Below are 21,225 nucleotides of genomic sequence, written 5' to 3'. Positions count from 1 at the left end.
CTTTCAATTAACCCGGGTAATAGCGCCTGGATTTTGAACACTAAAAAGGTCTTTTTTGCCTGTCTGCTGTACCTTATGCACAGAATCCGCGCGATCCTGAATCGCTATCAGGTGAATGGTGCGCACATAACGTGCGCAAAGCAGGCCATTTGATTAGGTGACACACGCTAGCGGCGTTTGCCCTGTTCTATTAACCAGACATAATCGACAACATCCCTTAAGCCTCGTAGAAACAGGGAGTCCGAGTCTTCCATGCGGCGTTGGCTTTTCTTCAGTAACTTAAGCGTGCAGCCGGGGTACAGGTCCATCAATTCATCGGCGCCGACATGGTAAGGCGGCCCGGCCATCAGCGCCTCATCATAGGTTAAGGTTTTAAGCAGAATACGACCGCCTGCCTTTAGCCAGTTAAGGCAGCGTTGAGCATAAGCAGGACGCAAAGACGCGGGCAAAGCAACAAGCGCGCCGCGATCATAAACGCCGTCAACCGGTTCTATGCAGTGCTTGGGCAGTGTAAAAATGTCATGGACCCATATGGATAGCGCAGGCGATGAATAACACAAACCATGCTCAATCCTTTGCGGCTTTAGCGGGATCCGGCTTTCAGCGGCCAGTTGCTGAACGGCCAGCTCGCTTAATTCAATGCCGGTCACCGCAGCCCCCTGCTCAACCAACCACAGCAAATCCAGGCTCTTGCCGCATAAGGGAACCAGAATCGTGGGTTTAGCGGCGGTCTGCAGGAACGACCAGAATTCAATTAAGTCCTCATTGACTGCGAGGCGGTGGAACGGCAGATTGCCGCTTTCCCACAGCTCATGCCAGAATTGTTTTCCCTTATTCACTCCACCGTCACCGATTTGGCGAGATTACGCGGCTGATCCACATCAGTCCCTTTCGCCACTGCCACATGATAGGCTAATAACTGCAGCGGAATGGTATACACAATGGGTGCCACCCACTGGCCGCAGGAAGGCACGGGAATCAGGCGGGCGCCGTTGGGCTCCCAAACCTGGGAATCATCCACAAAAACCACCAATTGGCCGCCGCGGGCGCTCACTTCATGAAGATTGGATTTCAGTTTATCCAACAATTCATCATTGGGTGCCACCGCAATAACCGGCATTTCATTATCTACCAATGCTAATGGACCGTGCTTCAACTCACCGGCTGGATACGCTTCCGCGTGGATATAGGAAATTTCCTTGAGCTTCAAGGCCCCTTCCAGCGCGACAGGATACTGTACGCCTCGTCCCAAAAACAAGGTGTGCGATTTATTGACAAAGAGAGCAGACAGAGACTCAATGGTTTTGTTCATTTTCAATGCCCGTTCGCAACAGGCGGGCAGTTCCTGCAACTGCGCCAATACCGTCTTTGCCCGTTCATCGCGGCATAACGCGGCTGACAGCATCAGCAAAGCCGCCAATTGGGTCGTAAAGGCTTTGGTAGAGGCCACCCCGATTTCGATGCCGGCGCGCGTCAGGAAAACGCATTCGGCTTCCCGCACCAGCGTGCTGGTGGCCACATTACAAATGGCTAAAGTGGATAAATAATTTAAAGATTTTGCTTTATACAGCGCGGCGAGCGTATCGGCTGTTTCACCGGATTGTGAAATGGCAATAAACAGCGTTTTATCACCAACGACCACATCCCGGTAGCGGTATTCGCTGGCAATTTCAACCTGGGTGGGCAGGCCCGTTAAGGATTCCAGCCAATAGCGCGCCGTCAGACCGGCATGATAACTGGTACCGCAGGCGACAATGTGAATCTGCCTGACGTGCGGAAAAATCGCGGCGGCATGTTCACCAAAACTGGCCTTCAGTACATCCAGACTGACAATCCGTCCTTCCAGCGTATCGGCAAGCACTTTGCTCTGCTCGTGAATTTCTTTGAGCATAAAGTGGCGATAATTGCCCTTGGTGGCCGTTTGATTATCATCATCAAGCGGATGCTGCTGCCGTTGCACTGATTTTTTATTGATGTCAAAGACATGGATTTCATTAGCGGTTAGCAAGGCACTATCGCCTTCATCAAGAAAAATGACCGATTGCGCAAACGATCGCAGCGCCAGCGGATCCGAGGCAATAAATTGTTCGCCGATGCCCATTCCGACAACCAGCGGACTGCCTTTGCGTACCGCAACCAGCTCCTGCGGCCGCTTCTGGTGGATAACACCCAAAGCAAAGGCGCCATGCATCTCCGCCGCGGCATCCTGGACCGCAGTCAACAGGTTTTCATGCTGTTGATAATGGAAATGGATCAAATGAGCAGCCACTTCCGAATCGGTTTCGGAATTAAACTGATAGCCGGCGTTTTGCAATTTTTTACGCAGGGATTCATAGTTTTCAATGATGCCATTGTGCACTACGGCAATCTCATCATGGGACAGGTGAGGATGGGCATTTTCTTCGCAGGGTTTGCCATGGGTTGCCCAGCGGGTATGCGCGATACCGGTTGTGCCATGAACGGATACTTCCTGCATGGCGTCAGCCAATGCCTGGACTTTGCCCTGGATTCGAACGCGCTTCAATCGGCCTGACTTATCAATGACTGCAATGCCGGCAGAATCATAACCGCGGTATTCCAGACGCCTTAAGCCTTCCAGTAATACTTTGCTGATATCACGTTGAGAGGTTGCCCCCATGATCCCGCACATAATTCACTCCTTACCCAAATTCTTTTTGGCAGTTCACCGGCATGCCCTTGCATGCCGGTGCCTCAATCATTTAAAAAATGGCCAAGTATGCCACAATACCGAGGATATACTAAATAGTAGACGGTTATTGGCAATTAGTTTTATAACCATTGGCTTTCATCACCTCGCAAATTTCATAAGCCAGGTAACGATGAGCGCGTGTTGTCGGGTGAATTTCATCCCAGAACAGGTAGTTATCCGGCGTATCACAAACATGATAATTACGTTCACCGCGCTTAAAGCTTGCATCACGGTATTGCAGAACCTGAGCATACAGCAGCACGTAGTTGCGTGCATAAGGCGATGCGGCAAATGCACCAAACATAGGCAATTTGACATCAATACAGGCATCCGTGATATTAGTCAATCCATAATCCTCTGGATGATCCAACGCTTTTTGTAAAAACGGGTTAATGTCGATGTAGAGAAAATTAACCTCGGGTTGGGCCTGACGCAGGGTTTCGACACGGGCCGCCAAGCGCTCATTATGCAGCTTAATGGCCGCGCTCAAGACCGGTCTGTCCGTGGTGTGAACAAATTTCGGCGTCAGGCCAACGTCTGGCAAACCCATGATGATGACATGCCGCGCCCCGGCTTTGGTCAATTTATGCACGCCAGACATAATGCCGTCAAGGACATTATCAATGTAGGCGCTCATCACCGCTGGGTTATAATTGTCTTCAAACACCAGCACATTCAGGTAATCATTGGCGCCAGTGAAGACGAAATAGGCTGTGCGATCATCCAGGACTTCATTCATTAACAGATAAGCCTGTACGGTTAAGCCCAGACTGGGTGGAATCAATTTACCGACAATCAATGTCTTTAATGTATTTAACGGATGGCGGATAAGGTTCCATACGGTCAGTTGATAATCATACGTCACAGCCCAGCTGCCGCCGAACGCCTGATTGCTGAAATCATCCTGATCTTCACGGTCAAGGGCCAGCATGGGGGCCAAGTATTCATTCCAGACGCGGCCATTGGAGAAATGATTTTGCCAATAGGGGTCACCGGGTAGAACTGGGACCTTCCTCACTTTACTGATTACTGACGCTAAAAATGGCCCGAATTCCGTATCGAAATAGTTATTGACTATCTCAATGCCGGCATCAAGAACCATTTGCGGAACATAATAATCATAGGCAAATTCGGTCATTTTATTGATGACAAAGACTTTTAAGGGGCGTACCAGATAGGCAGGGCTTTCTTCCTGCCTTAAACTTTTAAGCAGATGGGTGGTATTGCCCGTATCAGACAGGCTGTCGCCAAAAACCACCATGGCCTGGATGGTTTTACCAGCGTGAAGCGAAAGAGGCACACAGACGAGCGCAAGGCATAACCATTTACAGAGTCTGGCAAAATTAGACATGATCTCTCCTTAGAATCATTAATCCATTGAATCCCTGCAATGCGATAGAAATTACTCAGTCAGGTTCACGCGTGAAAAAAACTTGCAGCAAATTTCTAGCAACTTACCCCCATTATCCCTGACAGTATACGCTTGTCAACGCATGGGGTCAGTTATTTCTTTTTGAGCAATCGGGCGCGGTCACGTTGCCAATCGCGATCTTTAATCGTATCCCGCTTGTCATGGGTTTTTTTACCCTTCGCCAGCGCGATTTTGATTTTGACGCGGTTTTTGCTGTTCCAGTAAAGCGACAACGGAACAATGGTGTAACCTTGCCGCTCAACACTGCCAATCAGCCTATTCAATTCACGCCTATTTAATAATAGCTTACGCGTGCGGGTTGCGTCGGGCAGTGTGTGGGCAGAGGCTGTCGGTAAGGGCTGAATTTGGGCGCCGAGTAAAAACGCTTCGCCGTATTTAATAATCACGTGGGCATCGGACAGGTTAATCTTCCCGGCGCGAAGGCTTTTGACCTCCCACCCTTCAAGCACCATGCCCGCCTCGAATTCATCCTCGATAAAATAATCAAACCGCGCCTTTTTATTGACGGCAATGGAGCCGTCCGACGCCTTGTGAGTAGTCATAATCTGCTTATCATTATTTAACAAAGAGGGAGATTATACACCAGAAAGCAATTCTGTCCGCATGACGTGCATAACTTGAGCGGCTTTGCAGGCTTGGCTGTTCTCGTGTATTTTAGAATAAATACCACGCTACGTAAGGATAAGATATACAATGAATATTGGTGAAAAAATCCCTGCTTTTTCGTTTACTGCAACCAATGGTCTTGCAGCGAACTTAAATGACTATCAGGGGAAATGGGTTGTGCTTTATTTTTACCCCAAGGATTCTACGCCGGGCTGTACGGTGGAAGGACAAAATTTTCGCGACGCTTATCCTGATTTCCAGGCATTAAATGCTGAAATCTTTGGTATTTCCCGTGATTCACTGAAATCCCATGACAACTTTAAATGCAATCAGCAATTTCCCTTCGACTTAATCAGCGACAACGACGAAGCCATCTGTCGGCTTTTTGATGTCATTAAAATGAAATCACTGTATGGCAAAGAAGTACGCGGCATCGAGCGCAGCACTTTCCTTATCGACCCGCAGGGCGTTCTGCGGCAGCAATGGCGCAAGGTCAGCGTACCCGGGCATGTTGATGAGGTGCTGGCCGTGCTTAAATCACTCCAGCAATAACAGAGTAAGGGAGCGAGTCATTGTAAGTTATTATAAAAAACGCAACCCATCGCAGATTTTGCAATGGGTATTGCTGTCTCAAAAAATGGCCGGTTTTGGAAATCTGCGATCCTTCTAAGTCACGAGTCTATTTATACCGTGGGTTCCTGGCTCAAAAGCCACAGCAAACGATGGGTTACGCGAGCTCACCAAGTACCTCATGAATTCAAACCTCAAGCAACCTAATCTTCGCCACCTTCATGAATTCACTTGACTGTACCCCTCACCCTTATCACAATAAATTGACTTAGTAGACAGGGATTCTCATGGAAAACAAATCTGAAAGCCGAAAATTGTTCGTATTGGATACCAACATCCTCATGCATGATCCCACCGCCATATACCGGTTTGAGGAGCATGATATTTATTTACCGATGGTGGTGCTCGAGGAACTCGACAGCCACAAAACCGGTCTCTCAGAAGTCGCACGCAACGTCCGGCAAACCAACCGCATGTTAGTGGAGCTGATGAGCAATGCCAGCCACACTCAAATCGTAGCCGGCCTGCCCATTCCGAGTTTCCTGACTTCTGAACATGTCAAAAGCAGCGGGCGGCTATTTTTCCAGACCGATGAATTTGAACAATTGCGACCCACGTCTTTACCGGGTCATAAAGCAGACAATACCCTGCTCGCCACGGCCCTGGGTCTACAGAAAAAACACCCCGATCGGGCGGTGGTCATTATTTCCAAAGACATTAATCTCAGGATTAAAGCCGGTATTCTCGGTATTCCTGCCGAAGATTATTACAATGATCAGGTGCTGGATGACGTCAACCTCCTGCACAGCGGCTTGCACATCCTTGAAAACAATTTCTGGGATAGCCACTCCAAAAACATGGAGGCCTGGCAGGAAAACGGCCGCACGTTTTACCGCATTACTGGCCCATTAACCAATCAATGGAATTACAACGATTGTTTAAGTACGGAAGACAACCAGTTCCAGGCCATGGTTAAAACCATTGAATCCAACGGCGTTGTGGTACAGGTCGCCCGTGATTTTACCCAACCCAAGCATTCCGTCTGGGGCATCAATGCGCGTAATCGCGAACAGAATTTTGCTTTAAATATGCTTCTTGACCCAGACATTGATTTTGTCACCCTGCAAGGCTCAGCGGGCACAGGCAAGACCTTGCTGACTATTGCCGCTGGTTTGACCCAGGTGCTTGATCAGAACCGCTACAATGAAATTTTAATGACGCGCGTCACCATCCCCGTGGGTGAGGACATTGGTTTTTTACCCGGTACTGAAGAAGAAAAAATGACGCCGTGGATGGGTGCTTTGATGGATAACCTCGAGGTACTGCACAGTTCTCAGGAAGGCGGCACCTTTGGCCGCAATGCCACGCAGGATTTATTGCAGAACAAAATTAAAATCCGTTCACTGAATTTTATGCGCGGCCGCACGTTTTTAAATCGGTTTATCATCATTGACGAAGCGCAGAACCTCACCTCCAAGCAAATTAAAACCCTGGTTACCCGGGCAGGCCCTGGCAGTAAAATCATCTGCCTCGGCGATATCAAACAGATTGATACGCCCTATCTCACCGAAACAACCTCGGGCCTTACCTTTGCCGTGGATCGTTTCAAACATTGGCAGCATAGCGCCCACATGACCCTGACACGCGGCGAACGCTCAAGGCTTGCTTATTATGCAGCGGAACATTTATAGTACGCGTTTTAGGAGAGAATAAGCATGAGTATGCAAGCCATTACTTTCGATGATGTATTGTTGGTTCCTGCCTACAATCATCATGAGTCTCGCCGGGTTGTGAATCTCGGCATGACGGATCGGCTCGGCAAATTAAGCCTTAAATTGCCTGTGATGAGCTCGAACATGGATACCATTACCGAAAGTAAAATGGCTAACTTCATGCACAGCAAAGGTGGCATCGGCGTGATGCACCGCTTTTTAAGCATCGAAGACAATATTCGTGAATTCAAGCAATGCCAGGGACAAGTCTTCGTATCCGTCGGTTGCACCGAAACAGAACTGCAGCGTGCGGAAGCCCTGCGCGATGCCGGTGCTGATTTTTTCTGCGTGGATGTGGCCCATGCGCATGCCAAATACGTCGGCAAAACCTTAAAAAGCCTGCGTAAACTTTTGGGCAGCCGCTGCATCATGGCCGGTAACGTCGCGACTTATGCCGGCGCTGATTACTTAGCCTCCTGCGGCGCAGACATTATCAAGGCCGGTATCGGCGGCGGTTCGGTCTGCAGTACCCGCATCAAAACCGGTTTTGGCATTCCCATGCTCACCTGCATTCACGATTGCGCCCGCACCGATCGGTCCATCGTAGCTGACGGCGGCATCCGTACTTCCGGTGACATTGTTAAAGCCCTGGCGTTTGGTGCTGACTTCGTCATGATCGGCGGCATGTTAGCGGGCACGGAGCCCACACCAGGTGAGGCCATTAAAAAAGACGATGGCCGCCTGGTTAAACGCTACCGCGGCATGGCGTCGCGTGAAGCGCAGGAAGATTTTCTCGGGCAAATGCATGAATGGAAAACAGCCGAGGGCGTAGCGACTGAGGTTCCCTACAAAACCAATCAGGATGCCATTATTGCTGACATCGTTGGTGGATTGCGTTCGGGCCTAACCTATGCAGGCTCAGACACTATTTCCGAACTGCAACGCAAATTAAATTATGTGGTGATTACTCAAGCTGGTCGTCTTGAAAGTTTGCCGCATAAATTAATGGAATCATAACGCTCGTTTAGATGCCGCTCATGTGGGACTAAACAGCCTGTACTGAGTTAAATAACCAAGTTCCGTGCTTATCGCGGAACCTGGTTTCTTCGCAAGTCAGGATTAAATGGGTGCTATGCAGCACAGCACGGAGGTAAAAAACCTTTTGAGGACGTGTCTGCCGCTTACGCATTCGATCACATCACCATTGAAACGCCCTGAGTCACTTCTTCCTCTATACCCATGTCCTGACTTTGACCCTGACTTGGACCGCTGACGATGCTTTGAAACTGATCCAGCTCCGGCATGTTCTCAATTTCATCCATGGGGTTCGTCATGGTGTCAGAACTCATCATGGACATTTCCATGCCAGCTCCCATGCCCATGGAATCATCCTGATCGTTATCCATCTCTGGGGCATCATTACTACTCCCGTTGCTACTGCCGCTGGAAAACATCCCCTGGACCGAATTAAACCCTTGACTAATGGCATTACCGGCCGCCCCCATCATTGGCGATATGGCTTGATTAATCGCACCTGTGAGTTGATCATTTATCTCATCGACAAATTTCATTAATTCCTCAAGCTGCTTCATTCGGGAATCTAATTCATCCTTGTCCTGATTGGCATTGTTGCTGGTCTGATTCTGATTGAGTAAATCATTGTCATCTTTACTGCTACTGCCAGCACCAGGAGTGGGCGTTGTCGACGTGGGGTTAGGTATGGACCCTGATAATTCCGTTCCAGACATATAAATCACCTGTCAAAAATTTCATTTACTCTTTAAAGAATAGCATACCCATTACACGACAATAGGCTTCACGGGTATTTAGCATATAATATGATGAATACCGCTGATTTTCGCCACAGACAGCCTGTATTTACAGTTTTTTTTCACCTGGACACACTAAGGGGCAATAATGAATGGCATTTTCACCTGCGCGTGGGTTTGTTATTATGGCCAACGACATGCTTATCCAGAAGGGAATTGAATGAATTTAAATGATTTTCGCTGTATGAGACGGGGGGTACAAGTTTCCACGTTGCGAAGAAAAGATGCTGATTTGCTACGGCCTTTTAAGCGTGAAGGTCAGGAAAAAAACCGTGTTTTACTGTTATTGCATGGCTTTTCTTCTTCACCCGCCGTTTTTCGCAACCTGCTAGGCGCCTTGACAGGTTACGATGCCGTGGTTGCCCCGGTGCTGCCTGGCCATAGTGAAAATCTGAATGCCTTTGCCGAAGTTAAAGCTTCGGATTGGCTTGCCTATGTCGAAGATGTTTGTGCAGCGCTGGTGGCGGAATTTCAATACGTTGATGTCATGGGTTTGTCATTGGGCGGGCTTTTAGCTTGTCACTTAAGCAGCCGCTTTCCTCTGCACCACCTGTATTTACTGGCACCGGCTCTTGATTTGCAATTGGCTTTACCGGGTTCCCTTAAACTCGCGAGAATCCTCTACCAACTGGGATTTCGTCAACTGCGGAGTGCAGCCGGTAATCTATTCACCGCGAATCATTGTGAAATTGCATACCGCCAACTTCCCCTGACGACTATTATTGAAATTCTGACTCTGGTCAAGCAGTTTGAATTTACCCCGCCCACCTGCCCGACTGATGTGTTTCTTGGCTGTTATGATGAAGTGGTGGCTTCGCGCCAGGTTGCCGCCCGCTTTGCCAACTGCGACCATACCACCATTCACTGGCTTGCCAAATCCGCCCATGTATTGCCGCTGGATGGTGATATTGACGAAATCATTCAGTGCATTAATCAGAATCTGACGACTGGTTAAGTCTGATTTAATCATGTACACTCAATCCCTTTATTCAGCAAATAAAGGGAGTCGTCATGTTTTCTAAAAGAGAAAAAGAAGTGATTAAAACGCTGGGCAATGTAGGTGCCTGGATGGCCGCTGTTTTTTCCGTGGCTTATCTTGTGAACGAGGGATTGCAGCAGGACATGGGGGATGAGCCAAATACAGCCGAGATCGATCCAGCCCTGATGATCCATGGGCTTGATTTCGATTTCTTTGATGATGACCTGGACTTTTCAGCGACATCCTTCAGCTTTGGAAAATAACAACAGCCCGTAGGGGCTGTTAATTATTTAAACTCTTATTATACCGGGTGTATTCCTGCAGGGAATAAAAACCCCAGTCACGCATGTCAAGCACCGCGCCATTATAGGCCATGAAGTCGGTTCGCATCTCCGGGATGTTGTAAAAATAGATGTCACTGGCATCCGTCGCCAGCGTATGCTGCCGCTTTACCGCTGATAGCTCAGCCACGGCGTGATCATGGGTCTTAACAAAAGCGCGGTTGGCCCGTAAGTAACGTCCTTTAAATTGGGCATTTCCCCATAATTCCACATCAATGACATTGGCAATACCAGCTAACTGCATAAAGGCTTTGTTTTTAGCACGAATTTTTAATTTATCACTCTTTATCCAATACATACTGAACCAGCCTTCACCCGCCAGTTCGACCATCGACAAATTGGCCATGCCCGTCAATTGCACATGCGGTTTGCCGTGCATGGACAATTGTAAATAATGCGCGTGAACGCCGTTAATCTGAACATTACCGCTGCCCCGAACGTCTAGCTTACGCAGAAAAATATCACCGCCCAAGGTTGTATTACCTGGATTATCAATACTTAAATCCAGTAACCCGGAATGAAGACGCGACCCGGTAATGACGCCGCCTCCCTGATAGGTGAATGAATTTAAATAATGCCCGCGCACCTCCACTGAAACCGACCCACAGCGAGGATAACCTTCACCAATCTGAATAAGTAACTGACCATTCTGGACTTTGGTTACCACTTGCTGCAGATCGCTGGCTGCGCCACGCAGAATGACCTGTGGTTTGGAGTAACCCGTGTGCAAATCGACATTGAGACGCCCTCTGGCAATGACCTGATTGAAACGGGGCACCGTACGTACCTGTGTGGTCCGAACTTTGGCCACCGCCACGGGCTGCTCTCTGGTTGCTATCGCCTGACGGTGGCAACCAGCAAGCAGAAACGCTATAAAAATCAATGCCAAAAAGCGGGTCAACATAAGCTTCGTTTCCAAATAAACGTTTACTCCCTACATTAGAGGAAGTTAAAGCAATGCGCAAGCTCATCCTGTTGAAGACTAGTCCAGGCTTGACTTATGGCCTTTAACTGCCTAAAACCAGGCGTCTTTGGTGAAATCAGAAATGCCTACCGAGGCCGGGCAACCCGAGTGGCGTTTTAATTCCGGCGCTTGCTGGACTAAGGATTTAAGGGATTCCGAATAGGGTATCAAGGCCGGCAACTGAATATAGATATCGACTAATAAACCGTTTTTGCAACCCAGATAGACCTTTTTCGCGGCCTCGCTGCCAAAAGCAAGACGTACCTGATCTTCCAATTCATTCCGGGTCACTGTTTTACCGAGATGCTCATGCAAATAATTCCCTAATGGCGAGCGATCCGCTTCCCTGGTCAAGCGCATGGCCAACGAAAAATAGGCATCCGCACTTAAAATCTGGCAACTGCCATGCTTGTACCACTCATGCCGCTCAAGGCAACTGCCAAAGGCATAACTGGGCATTAATACGCGTAACGAATCTGCTACGTCATCACTTAAATTCACGATCGGGTAATCGCAATGATTGGCTTGCGGTTCGACGCCGCAAAAACCGTAATTCTGCCCGCATTGATTCTGGTTTGGCCACATGCCGTGCAAGGCCAAATGAGAGGCTGCATAAGAGGCCGGTTTCAATTTCATGCACTCGGGTTTACCTGCTTCATAACCATAAGTCTGGCAAAAAGCCGGCTGCCAGCTTAGCGCCAGCACGTATGAATCAGCCATACCGGGACTTTGATCGCACTGAGCTGGTTTGGCCTGGTAATCGGCTTCGCCGCATTCGCTGGCCACCCAGCGTCCATCGGCTATGGCAATGCGCAGCCAAACCGGTTTGTAAGGTTTGTTGATCTCGATTAAAGGATAACGCCGTCCCGCCTCAACAGAAACATTGGCGGGATTCGTCTTTTTATTTTTGGAAAGATAGGCTGGACACGATTTACCGGCAATAAACGTACCTTCCACTGGCACCGAAGCCTGGGCTAATACCGCATATATGGACAATAACGATACAATTATTCTGATCACGTGAGCATCCTGTCAATCCAAGGCACACTGATTATACAGAACTTTCGTTAACTTACGAGGGATTTTGCCGAGTTAAACCACTTGTCCTGCCGCCCAACCAGAAGACCAGGCCCATTGAAAATTATACCCGCCCAGCCAGCCGGTCACATCCAGGACCTCGCCGATAAAATACAGACCAGGAATTGCCTTAACTTCCATCGTTTGCGAAGAAATAGCCTCGGTATCCACACCGCCCAGAGTGACTTCAGCTGTGCGATAGCCCTCTGTGCCATTGGGTTTGATGTGCCATTGACTAAAACTGAAGGCCACGTCCTGCAAGCGTTGATCGGAAAAGGTGGTCAGCTCTTTCTCAAGCACAGCATCCTCCTGCCAGGTCGCCACAACCCGTTTTGGCCATTTCTGTTCAAGCCAGGTTTTCAGCCGCATTTTTGGGTTGTTGCGTTTCGCAGCCAGGATTTCAGCAACCAGATCTTCACCTGGCGCCAGATCGATGACTAACTCATCGCCCGGTTGCCAGAAGGAAGAAATCTGCAACATGGCCGGGCCGCTTAATCCCCGATGGGTAAACAACATGTCCAGAGTGAAGTCCTGGTTATTGCAGACCACACGGCAAGGGACGGAAATACCGGATAAAGCGCCATACCGTTCCTTATCATGCGGCTGCAGGGTAAAAGGAACCAATCCTGCCCGCGTAGGGAGCACATGCAAGCCGAATTGCGTTGCCAATTGATAACCGAAAGGCGATGCCCCCATGGTTGGGATGGATAAGCCGCCGGTTGCTATAACCAATGATTTACTTTTAAGGCGTGTGCCACAAGCCAAATGCAAAAGATAACCGGTTTCCTCACGCTTAACCGCTTGAATCGAGGTATTTAATGCGATAGTTACGCCAGCATCTTCGCAACAGGCAAGCAGCATGTTGACAATATCGGATGATTTATTGTCACAAAACAGCTGTCCGTGCGATTTTTCATGAAAAGGAATACGGAATTTTCTGACCAGATCAATAAAATCATACGCTGTGTAGCGTTTTAATGCGGATTTACAAAAATGAGGATTGGCAGAGCGATAATGATGAGCTTCGATGTGATAATTGGTAAAATTACAACGCCCACCCCCGGACATCAGTATCTTTTTGCCCGCTTTGTTAGCGTGGTCAATAACCAATACCTGACGGCCACGAAAACCCGCTTCGATAGCACACATCAAACCGGCAGCGCCAGCGCCAATGATTATAACATCTGGATTTTTCATAGCGACTATTCTCTTTTACCAGCAGCGATGCTGCTGGTAAAGAGAAAAAATGGGTAGAAACAACAGGATTAGATGGCAGATACTTCTTCTGCTTGCAATCCTTTAGGGCCTTTACTGACGGTGAACTGTACACGTTGACCTTCAACTAATGTTCTGCGCCCGGAACTTTCGCTTTTGATGGAGCGGAAGTGGACGAAAACATCGTCTTGACCATTATCGCGGCTAATGAAGCCATAACCTTTATCATCATTAAACCACTTGACGTGGCCAGTTTCTACTATAGCGGACATTTATATTTTCCAAATAAAATTAAACACACACTTGGAGTTATCTAATCAGAGCCATCAGAATGGGACTTTACGCGATAATTCGTCACTTGATATTCAAAGAGGGATTTTCACGAGAGTAACATTTTCCGCTGAGATATAGAAAACAACCAAGTCTTGTTATTATACTCCAGCAGGAAATAAATAGCGAGCCGCCTAGAAAATATTTCTTCAATGCTGCCAGTTAATAGGCGCATTGCTGAATTAGCTTTCCTGATAACCCAGCCATCAGGGCAACGGCGGCCAGAATGTTGGCAAGGTTGGCTCCAATTGTTCAGCCAAAGCGAGTAATGACCAATCACGCCATCTTCCCGAAGCAATCTGGACCGAGACAGGCAAACCTCCATGCTGCATAACAGGCATGGTCATTGCAGGTAAGTTCGCCTGATTAAATAAGGGGGTGAAGGGTGAGAATGCGCGGCCTTCCTCAAGGTAGGCTTCAAGATCGTGATTAAAGACGAGGCTGCCGATTTTAAGCGGCAATTGCGCTAATGCCGGGGTCAACAGAAACGCCGTGTCATTCAGCAACGCGTGCAGAGGGCGAAGGCAACGGTAAAGCTGTGTGCGTGCCCGGATAAGCTGACTCGCGGTCATTGCCTTCCCTTCACGATAAAATTCCCAGGTTGCCGGCTCCAGTTCGTGCTTTCTCGCTTTTCTTCCCAGCACCTGCTGCTGGCTCTCAATAACGGCCGCTGTATTGGCTGTAATTAACATCCGAGCGCAATGATTAATCAACTCCAGATCGAGCGACAAATCCTGTTCAATGACATGATAACCCAGCGCTTCCAGATGCTGACGCATGATGTCTACCGCCAAAAGACAGGGTTTATCGACCGCAACCGGCGTAAACGCCTTGGGCACTAAAGCCACCGTTTTAGACCTTGAAGGTGTTACAGGCGTTAGGGGGCGTTGATGCTGTATCTGATGGGCAAACACACTGGCCGAATCGCGTACTGTGCGGGTAATCACATGCTGCCCGCTTAAACCCGACCAGGACTCATCCACCCATGGCCCCAGAGAAATTAACCCTTGCGTAGGCTTAAACCCAAACAAGCCGCAACAAGCGGCCGGAATGCGGATGGATCCCCCGCCATCACTGGCGGTGGCGACCGGGGCAATACCCGCCGCCACAGCAGCCGCGGAACCGCCTGAAGAGCCGCCGGGCGTTAAGGATAGATCATAGGGATTTTTCGCCGGGCCATGTAAAGCGGCCTCAGTCACAAAAGACAAGCCCAGCTCCGGGGTATTGGTGGTTGCAAATGGCAGCATGCCAAGTGACAGTAAATTATTAATGTAATCACTATTGGCATTGGCCACAGTCCCTGCAAAAAAGCGCGAACCTGCCGTAAAAGGCACCCCGTCCAGAGTAAAACCCAAATCTTTCACCACCACGGGCACACCATAAAATGGCTCGTTGCCACTCATGGCTTTTAGCCGGTCAAAGGCCCAGCCGCTGCAATCGTGCACAATGGCGTTCAGGAACGGATTGACTTGCTTAAGGCGGGTCAGCGCACAATCCATTGCTTCATTGGGCGTGGTTTCACTTGCCTTTATTTTTGCGGCCAGGCCGTGAGCATCCAGCCGGCAGTAGTCCTTCACGTCCATGATTGGGTCACAATGGGTTAATAGGCGGTAAGGGGTCAGCCTTCATTGGTGTGCCTTGACTGTTTTTCAACGTAACAACACACCGCCAGAGGGGCTCTCCTGACCAGGTGTGCTGGCCGGATTGATACACCGCCTCCGATAACAGCGCCAATTGCCTTTTAAGCCCGGCATCACGTACCACACGTGTTATGTCGTTGATCTGGAGGATGCCAGCCTCAGGCCATTGTAAATTCGCCCATGCAAGCAAGGCATCTTTCGCCGCTGAAGGATCATTAGCGAGGCATGCCTCCCGTAGCTTTTTTCGACTGGCCGCAAAGTGACGATGTGGGGAAGGCCGTTTTTGCTTTAACCACCAAAGGAGCAGCGTGATCATCCAGGCTAACGCAAACAGGGCGGCAAGGATCCAGGCCAGCAGGTTATTTTTTTCGGGCTCAGCTGAGCTTGCAACCTGAGCCGACTGACCAGTAGCCGGGGACTGCGATGATTTTAGCAACGGACCTGATGCCGTCGGTGCAGACTGGGTACTGTCACCCAAGGATGCAACGTTGAGGGTACGTGCCGGCAACGTGGCGACAACGGCACGGTGTGTCACGGTGTTAAACCAGGGAAGCTTTAATTCGGGGATAACGATTTTTCCTGATTTATTGAGCAGGTAAGTCACCTTAAGCGTGGTCGTTCCGACCAGATTGTCGGCTTGCAATGTGGTTTTTTCAACCGGTTTTTCAGGATAAATACTGTATTCATCACTCTTTTGCAGGTTAAGACGTGGCATCAGTTGCGCAGCGGCACCTGTAGCCTGCACCGTGATGGTGCGGGTCAACGTATCGCCCTGCTTTAAACGAAGGGAGGGTTCATCATAGGATTCCGTCAATTGAACCTGCTTGGCCGGAAACCAGTTGGTTCCGGCGTTGGCCGGAGCCGGTTTTACCATTAACGTCGTTGTTTTCGCTTTAACGCTGGCACGTCTCGGTATGACATCAGCCACCAGGGCATTATAGACCGGCGACTTGATTTTCAAGGGGCCACTTTTTTGCGGGAAGAGTGCATACTGCTGCTCTTCCACAGCATAGGCGATGCCATTAATGGACTTTTGATAGCGTCTGCCCTCACCTAATGGGACCAATAACCCGTCATTGATTTCCGGGGTTTGGTAATCCGCATCCAGTAACCGGCGGTTATAATACAATTTGACAGTATAAATCACCTGCTGATTAACGTAAGGGTGTTCATCGCTTACTTCCGTCAGCAACATGATGTCCTTAGGCTCATCCATGGATTGCGTCTCGTCGGGTTGGTCCTCCATCACCTCCACGGTTGTTGCTGCTGTCTGCTCTTGCCCAATGCGGATTGCAGGGATAGTCAGCATGCCCGTGCGCTTCGGCATCAGCATAATTATCCATTGGTTCACTGAGCGCGCCTGACCATTGATCACAGTGTAGTTAATGCTGCGCTCGGTACCGACCACCGTAAAATCCTTCCGTAAGGGCGTCAGATCAGGCAACCCGGCTTCATCATCCAGGGTTAAGGTTAACCGAAAGGGCTGCCCCATCTGCACTTTTTGAGAGTCCACCTGCAGGGTTACTGCAGCCTGTGCAAGCCCCAGCCATAAGGTTAAACCGATAAGAATCAAACATCGTTTCATTGATACCACCCTCGTTTGCGCTTTAGATGATCGCGCAGGAATTTTTCTCGCATTAACCCGCCCGGATCATCAGGAATCAAATTTAACATTTGCTCTTTCGCCTGCTGTTTCTCACGGTTTTCTGCTGACTGTTGATTTTGTACCTCTGATTGTCCAGGTGACTCATCCATTCGCTTATTTTTATTCTGTTGTGCTTGCGTGGCTGAGTTCTGCTTTGAGGCCTTACCCTGCCTGGTCTGTTGATTATCACCCTGTTGATTGTTATTCTGCTGCTGATCCTGCTGATTATTGCCCTGTTGCCCCTGATTCTGCTGCTGATCCTGTTGATTGTTGCCCTGTTGCCCCTGATTCTGCTGCTGATCCTGTTGATTGTTGCCCTGTTGCCCCTGATTATGTTGCTGATCCTGTTGATTGTTGCCCTGTTGCCCCTGATTCTGCTGCTGATCCTGTTGATTATTACCCTGTTGCCCTTGATTCTGTTGCTGATTTTGGTTGTTTTGATCCTGGTTTTGCTGTTTATTCTCATCTTTTTTCAGCAAGTTTTCGACTAACTGACGATTATGCAGAGCATCCTTGTCATTGGGGTTGATTCTAAGCGCTTCATCGTAAGCCTTGATCGCGTCTTCGTATCGCCCCATGTGCGCCAGAGCATTGCCTTGATTGTAATAGCCCTGTTGTGTTTCCAGGGCGCCGAAATGGTTAGCTGCCTGCTCATAATCGCCAGCCCGATAAGCCGCAGCAGCCTGCCAGTCTGGTTGCTGAAAACGTTCCTGAGCCTTTTTGTATTGGCCTTTATTCATCAGCGCCTGGGCCTGTTGATCATCCGTTGCCCACAAATCCTGCCAACCAAACGCATGGGCCATGGCGCTGCTTAGCCACAGGATGAAAAATAGGACAAATCTCATGTTTCTATCCTTTGTAACCATCCCCGGCGAAATACCGGCAATAAAAAAATCAAAGCCGGAATTAAAAACCAGCGCCCTTCATCACGCCAAACCGGGATTAAATTCTGTTCATCGAGATTGTATTGCCGGCTCGCTGCCGACGCATTTAGCCATTGTTCCAAATCACTGGCATTGTCTCTGAATGGAATAACCAGCCCATCGCCAGCTTTTGCCAGCTCCTGAAAAAGGGGATTAATCGATGTATTGCCGCCAACAACCGGCATGACGGAAGTGAGAATAGACTGCTTGGCCAGGATAGCTGCTTCTTTAATGGCTTCGCTGCTTGGCGATTCCGCCGTGAGCACCAGAATCTGCCCCTGGTTAAATCCTGCCTGGGTAATTAACTGCCCAGCCTGCTTTAAGGCAGTATCCAGTTTTTGACCACCCACTGGCATAATGTCCGGCGTTAATGAAGACAGGAGCGCATCGATGGTTTGAGCATCTTCAGTCAGGGGGGAAACAATAAACGGCTCACCAGTATACACCACCAAGCCGGTTTGGCCGATATCCGTGCGTGAAAACAAATCATGCAATTTGAATTTAGCCCGCGTTAACCGGTCCGGGACCAAATCCCGCTCCAGCATGGAATCAGACATATCAAGAACCAGAATACGAGGCTGGATGCGATGATAGGAAGGCACAGGCAGTTTTTGGAAAGCAGGACCAGCCAGGCTGATGACAAGGCACAGGGCACTTACGACAAGAGACAGGAGGGCAACATGGCGTTTATTTTCACCTGTCGACAAGACTAAATGAGATAATAAATGGCGATCACACACAAAAGCCCAGGCATCGAGTCGGGCATTACTGCGCCACAATTGAACGGTCAATATAGCCAGCGGCAGGAGAGCGAGCAACCACCAGGGCCGCAAAAAATGCAGATTAGCCAGCATGGCGCGTCTCCTTAAAGCGCAGGTTGCTGAAGGTCCTTAACCATCCCGCCCGCTCAGCAAACCAGTATAAAAACAACGCCAGGGCGATAGCGAGCAACCAGGGATAATAATCCTGCTCAGGCGTTATGCTCACCTCATCCCGTGAAACGGTTTCCAACTGGTTTATTTTTTCATAAATAGCCGCCAGTGATTGAGGATCCGTGGCACGGAAATAATGTCCCCCGGTAACCTCGGCAATTTTTTTAAGGGTCTCCTCGTCTAAATCCGATCCGGTTCCCATGCCTAAAAACACATCATTCAATGACTGGACATTGCTCTCGGAACCAAGACCAATCGTGTAGACCTTGATGTGATCGGTAGCGGCTAATTCGGCGGCTTTTAAAGGCTGAAGCATGCCAGAAGTATTGGCGCCATCAGTTAACAGGATAATCACCCGGCCCTCTGGCGGCACATTTTGTAGTCGTTTTACCGCTAACCCCAACGCATCGCCTATGGAAGTGGTTTTTCCTGCCAGGCCGATGGTGGCATCTTCAATGCGCATCAGTACACTGTGACGATCATAGGTTAGCGGCGTCTGCAGGTAAGCCCTGGTACCAAACAGAATCAGGCCGATTTTGTCGCCAGCCCGTTCACTGATGAATTGCTCGGCGCTGCGTTTCACCACGGTTAAGCGATTCACCGGTCGGCCATCCAGCATCATATCCATTAATTCCATACTACCGGAAATATCAAGGACCAACATGATGTCACGCCCCTCCCTTTCCAGAGGGAGAGGGTTTCCGACCCATCGCGGCCCCGCGGCCGCAACAACCAGCAGGATCCAAATGGCTAAAAACAGTCCGGAACGCACCTGGCTGGCTAACATGCGTTTTTCCTGCTGCATAATGGCATACATCGCATCATAAAACGGCACGCAGAGGGCCGCAGGCAGCGCTAAAACAGCCCGCGGCACGAGAAACCAAATCAGAACCGGCACCGGCAGAAACAGCAGAATCCAGGGTTGGGCTAATTGGAACATGGCACTCCCCTTTGCTGAATCCAGGCTTTTGCACGCGCAAGCAAGGGCTTCACATTCACCTCCGCTTCGCGTTGATAGGGTAATTCCAACAAACATTCACGCACGGCATTGAAATTGATGTTTTTCCCGGTTTGATTCAAGAAAGCCAGCCATTCTTCCCCTTGCAGACTGGCTACCTTCTCGCGCGGAAAATAAACCAGCGCCACGCGGCGTAATAATTCCGACACCTTGGCGCTGGCCGCCTGACTGTCGCCTTCGCGCAGATAATCCTGTTGGTAAACCGCGAGCAATTTTAAAGCCTGTCGCTTCGCCCGGCCGTTGGTATAGTATCGGTAAACCACCCCGGTCAACAGCAAAAACCCGAGCAGGGCAATCGCTGCCAACAGATACCAGCCAGGCGCTAAAGGCCACCAGCCGACAGGCGCGGGCAGATGGATGTCGCGTAATTGTGCAAGTGGTTGCAGATCAGTCACGTGACCTCCGTGGGAAAGTCTGTCTCACCAATTGCACCAGATCCTGCTCAGCCGTCACCGTCACATACTGAATCTGCAAGCGTTTACACAGGGATTGCAGGTTCAATAACCGCTGCTGGCAATAATGACGGTAATCATCGCTGACGCGATGGATGCGGGTATCAACGAGAATTTCCTCGCCGCCATTGGTGATGGCATACACATCAGGTCGTGGGGGATTTAACTCCAGGGCATCGCAAATGTGATAAACCAGAATGTCATTGTGGGCACGCAGACGGCTTAAATGCTTTTCACTGTCGGCATCCAGCTGATAAAAATCACTGATTAATACTAAAATACTGCCAGGTCGGGTCACACGGCGCAAGCGCAACAAGGCATCACTCAACAGGCGCGGCTCCGCTTGCGCAGGATTAATCCCTTGATTGGTGTAGTCGCTCAAGGAGGCAAGCCAGGGTAAAATACCGGCCTCGCGGCTTCGGGGCATGAATTCATCATGTCGGCTTGCCGAATAAACCAGCCCTCCGACGCGATCACCCTGCCTGACCGCAGTCCAGGCAATCAAAGCCGCCAGTCGAGCAGCCAGTACCGATTTAAATGCCACCCGGGTACCAAAATACATAGAGGGATTGAAGTCTGACAGGATAACCACCGGACGCTCACGTTCTTCCTGGTAAATTTTAATATGAGGGCGGCCGGTGCGGGCAGTAACCCGCCATTCCATATGACGAATTTCATCCCCCGCCTGGTAATTTCTTACCTCGGAAAAATCCATACCCCGCCCGCGCAGTTTAGACAAATGGTTGCCCGCACTCACCGAGCTGTTGCCGGGTTTATAATGGATTTTACGTGCATACCGCCTCAAATCAATCAATTCATTAAGGGGAGCGATAACGCCGTCGGTCATTCA

General features: G+C 49.6%; 21 protein-coding genes. 5 read left to right on the top strand and 16 right to left on the bottom strand.

What is annotated here, in order from left to right; translation table 11 throughout:
• Positions 1-167: 167 nt before the first annotated feature.
• From Lery_RS01040 to smpB, 4 genes are all read right to left on the bottom strand, one after another.
• A complete protein-coding gene (locus Lery_RS01040; RefSeq protein WP_058525393.1) occupies positions 168-839 on the bottom strand; it encodes a thiopurine S-methyltransferase in 672 nt (223 codons plus the stop codon).
• On the bottom strand, positions 836-2,650 hold the full coding sequence (glmS, locus tag Lery_RS01035) for a glutamine--fructose-6-phosphate transaminase (isomerizing) (protein ID WP_058525392.1): 1,815 nt from the start codon (positions 2,648-2,650) through the stop codon (positions 836-838). Before glmS ends, Lery_RS01040 begins: the two co-directional genes overlap by 4 nt.
• Positions 2,651-2,774: 124 nt before the next feature.
• Entirely contained in the window at positions 2,775-4,061 is a 1,287-nt protein-coding gene (gene plaC, locus Lery_RS01030; protein WP_058525391.1) for a lysophospholipase/glycerophospholipid:cholesterol acyltransferase PlaC, read from the bottom strand.
• A 152-nt stretch (positions 4,062-4,213) separates the two neighbouring features.
• Positions 4,214-4,684, bottom strand: coding sequence for an SsrA-binding protein SmpB (smpB, locus tag Lery_RS01025; protein ID WP_058525390.1), 471 nt, complete (start codon positions 4,682-4,684; stop codon positions 4,214-4,216).
• A gap of 151 nt (positions 4,685-4,835) precedes the next feature.
• On the opposite strand from smpB, the gene Lery_RS01020 reads away from it, so the two are divergent.
• The 3 genes from Lery_RS01020 to Lery_RS01010 all read left to right on the top strand — a co-directional run bounded on the left by Lery_RS01020 (position 4,836) and on the right by Lery_RS01010 (position 8,047).
• Complete coding sequence (locus Lery_RS01020; RefSeq protein ID WP_058525389.1) at positions 4,836-5,300, top strand: peroxiredoxin; 465 nt, start codon at positions 4,836-4,838, stop codon at positions 5,298-5,300.
• 305 nt (positions 5,301-5,605) lie between these two features.
• A complete protein-coding gene (locus tag Lery_RS01015) occupies positions 5,606-7,009 on the top strand; it encodes a PhoH family protein (protein ID WP_058525388.1) in 1,404 nt (467 codons plus the stop codon).
• A gap of 24 nt (positions 7,010-7,033) precedes the next feature.
• On the top strand, positions 7,034-8,047 hold the full coding sequence (locus tag Lery_RS01010; protein WP_058525387.1) for a guanosine monophosphate reductase: 1,014 nt from the start codon (positions 7,034-7,036) through the stop codon (positions 8,045-8,047).
• A 176-nt stretch (positions 8,048-8,223) separates the two neighbouring features.
• On the opposite strand, the gene Lery_RS01005 is transcribed toward Lery_RS01010, so the two are convergent.
• Positions 8,224-8,778, bottom strand: coding sequence for a hypothetical protein (locus Lery_RS01005; RefSeq protein WP_058525386.1), 555 nt, complete (start codon positions 8,776-8,778; stop codon positions 8,224-8,226).
• A 241-nt stretch (positions 8,779-9,019) separates the two neighbouring features.
• On the opposite strand from Lery_RS01005, the gene Lery_RS01000 reads away from it, so the two are divergent.
• Together Lery_RS01000 and Lery_RS00995 are read left to right on the top strand one after the other, a co-directional pair.
• The gene (locus Lery_RS01000; RefSeq protein WP_058525385.1) at positions 9,020-9,814 is read left to right on the top strand and encodes an alpha/beta hydrolase; all 795 of its coding nucleotides are present in this window, start codon (positions 9,020-9,022) and stop codon (positions 9,812-9,814) included.
• A gap of 56 nt (positions 9,815-9,870) precedes the next feature.
• Complete coding sequence (locus tag Lery_RS00995; RefSeq protein ID WP_058525384.1) at positions 9,871-10,101, top strand: hypothetical protein; 231 nt, start codon at positions 9,871-9,873, stop codon at positions 10,099-10,101.
• Between the two features lie 19 nt (positions 10,102-10,120).
• Here the strand turns inward: Lery_RS00995 and Lery_RS00990 are convergent, their stop codons facing one another.
• The 11 genes from Lery_RS00990 to Lery_RS00945 all read right to left on the bottom strand — a co-directional run bounded on the left by Lery_RS00990 (position 10,121) and on the right by Lery_RS00945 (position 21,222).
• Positions 10,121-11,098, bottom strand: coding sequence for a GIN domain-containing protein (locus Lery_RS00990; RefSeq protein ID WP_237759119.1), 978 nt, complete (start codon positions 11,096-11,098; stop codon positions 10,121-10,123).
• A gap of 96 nt (positions 11,099-11,194) precedes the next feature.
• A complete protein-coding gene (locus Lery_RS00985) occupies positions 11,195-12,163 on the bottom strand; it encodes a ribonuclease T2 family protein (RefSeq protein ID WP_193392292.1) in 969 nt (322 codons plus the stop codon).
• Between the two features lie 72 nt (positions 12,164-12,235).
• On the bottom strand, positions 12,236-13,417 hold the full coding sequence (locus tag Lery_RS00980; RefSeq protein ID WP_058525382.1) for a BaiN/RdsA family NAD(P)/FAD-dependent oxidoreductase: 1,182 nt from the start codon (positions 13,415-13,417) through the stop codon (positions 12,236-12,238).
• A gap of 68 nt (positions 13,418-13,485) precedes the next feature.
• Positions 13,486-13,707 carry a cold-shock protein gene (locus Lery_RS14910; protein ID WP_082657084.1) on the bottom strand — a complete coding sequence of 74 codons (222 nt, stop codon included), beginning with the start codon at positions 13,705-13,707 and terminating at the stop codon, positions 13,486-13,488.
• 264 nt (positions 13,708-13,971) lie between these two features.
• Entirely contained in the window at positions 13,972-15,348 is a 1,377-nt protein-coding gene (locus tag Lery_RS00975; protein WP_058525381.1) for an amidase, read from the bottom strand.
• A gap of 7 nt (positions 15,349-15,355) precedes the next feature.
• A complete protein-coding gene (locus Lery_RS00970; protein WP_058525380.1) occupies positions 15,356-16,990 on the bottom strand; it encodes a BatD family protein in 1,635 nt (544 codons plus the stop codon).
• A complete protein-coding gene (locus tag Lery_RS00965; RefSeq protein ID WP_058525379.1) occupies positions 16,987-17,895 on the bottom strand; it encodes a tetratricopeptide repeat protein in 909 nt (302 codons plus the stop codon). Before Lery_RS00965 ends, Lery_RS00970 begins: the two co-directional genes overlap by 4 nt.
• Complete coding sequence (locus Lery_RS00960; protein WP_058525378.1) at positions 17,892-18,827, bottom strand: vWA domain-containing protein; 936 nt, start codon at positions 18,825-18,827, stop codon at positions 17,892-17,894. The genes Lery_RS00965 and Lery_RS00960 overlap by 4 nt, the downstream gene beginning before the upstream one ends.
• Positions 18,817-19,845, bottom strand: coding sequence for a vWA domain-containing protein (locus tag Lery_RS00955; protein WP_058525377.1), 1,029 nt, complete (start codon positions 19,843-19,845; stop codon positions 18,817-18,819). The genes Lery_RS00960 and Lery_RS00955 overlap by 11 nt, the downstream gene beginning before the upstream one ends.
• Positions 19,833-20,318, bottom strand: a complete 486-nt coding sequence (locus tag Lery_RS00950) for a DUF4381 domain-containing protein (protein WP_058525376.1) — start codon at positions 20,316-20,318, stop codon at positions 19,833-19,835. The genes Lery_RS00955 and Lery_RS00950 overlap by 13 nt, the downstream gene beginning before the upstream one ends.
• Positions 20,311-21,222: a DUF58 domain-containing protein gene (locus Lery_RS00945; RefSeq protein ID WP_058525375.1), complete on the bottom strand. Its 912-nt coding sequence runs from the start codon at positions 21,220-21,222 to the stop codon at positions 20,311-20,313. The genes Lery_RS00950 and Lery_RS00945 overlap by 8 nt, the downstream gene beginning before the upstream one ends.
• Positions 21,223-21,225: the final 3 nt, after the last annotated feature.

Source organism: Legionella erythra, from assembly GCF_001467615.1.
GTDB classification, from domain to species: Bacteria; Pseudomonadota; Gammaproteobacteria; order Legionellales; family Legionellaceae; genus Legionella_C; species Legionella_C erythra.
The sequence above is the reverse complement of the archived record's forward strand: the minus strand, read 5'-3'. Positions and strand labels throughout refer to the sequence as shown.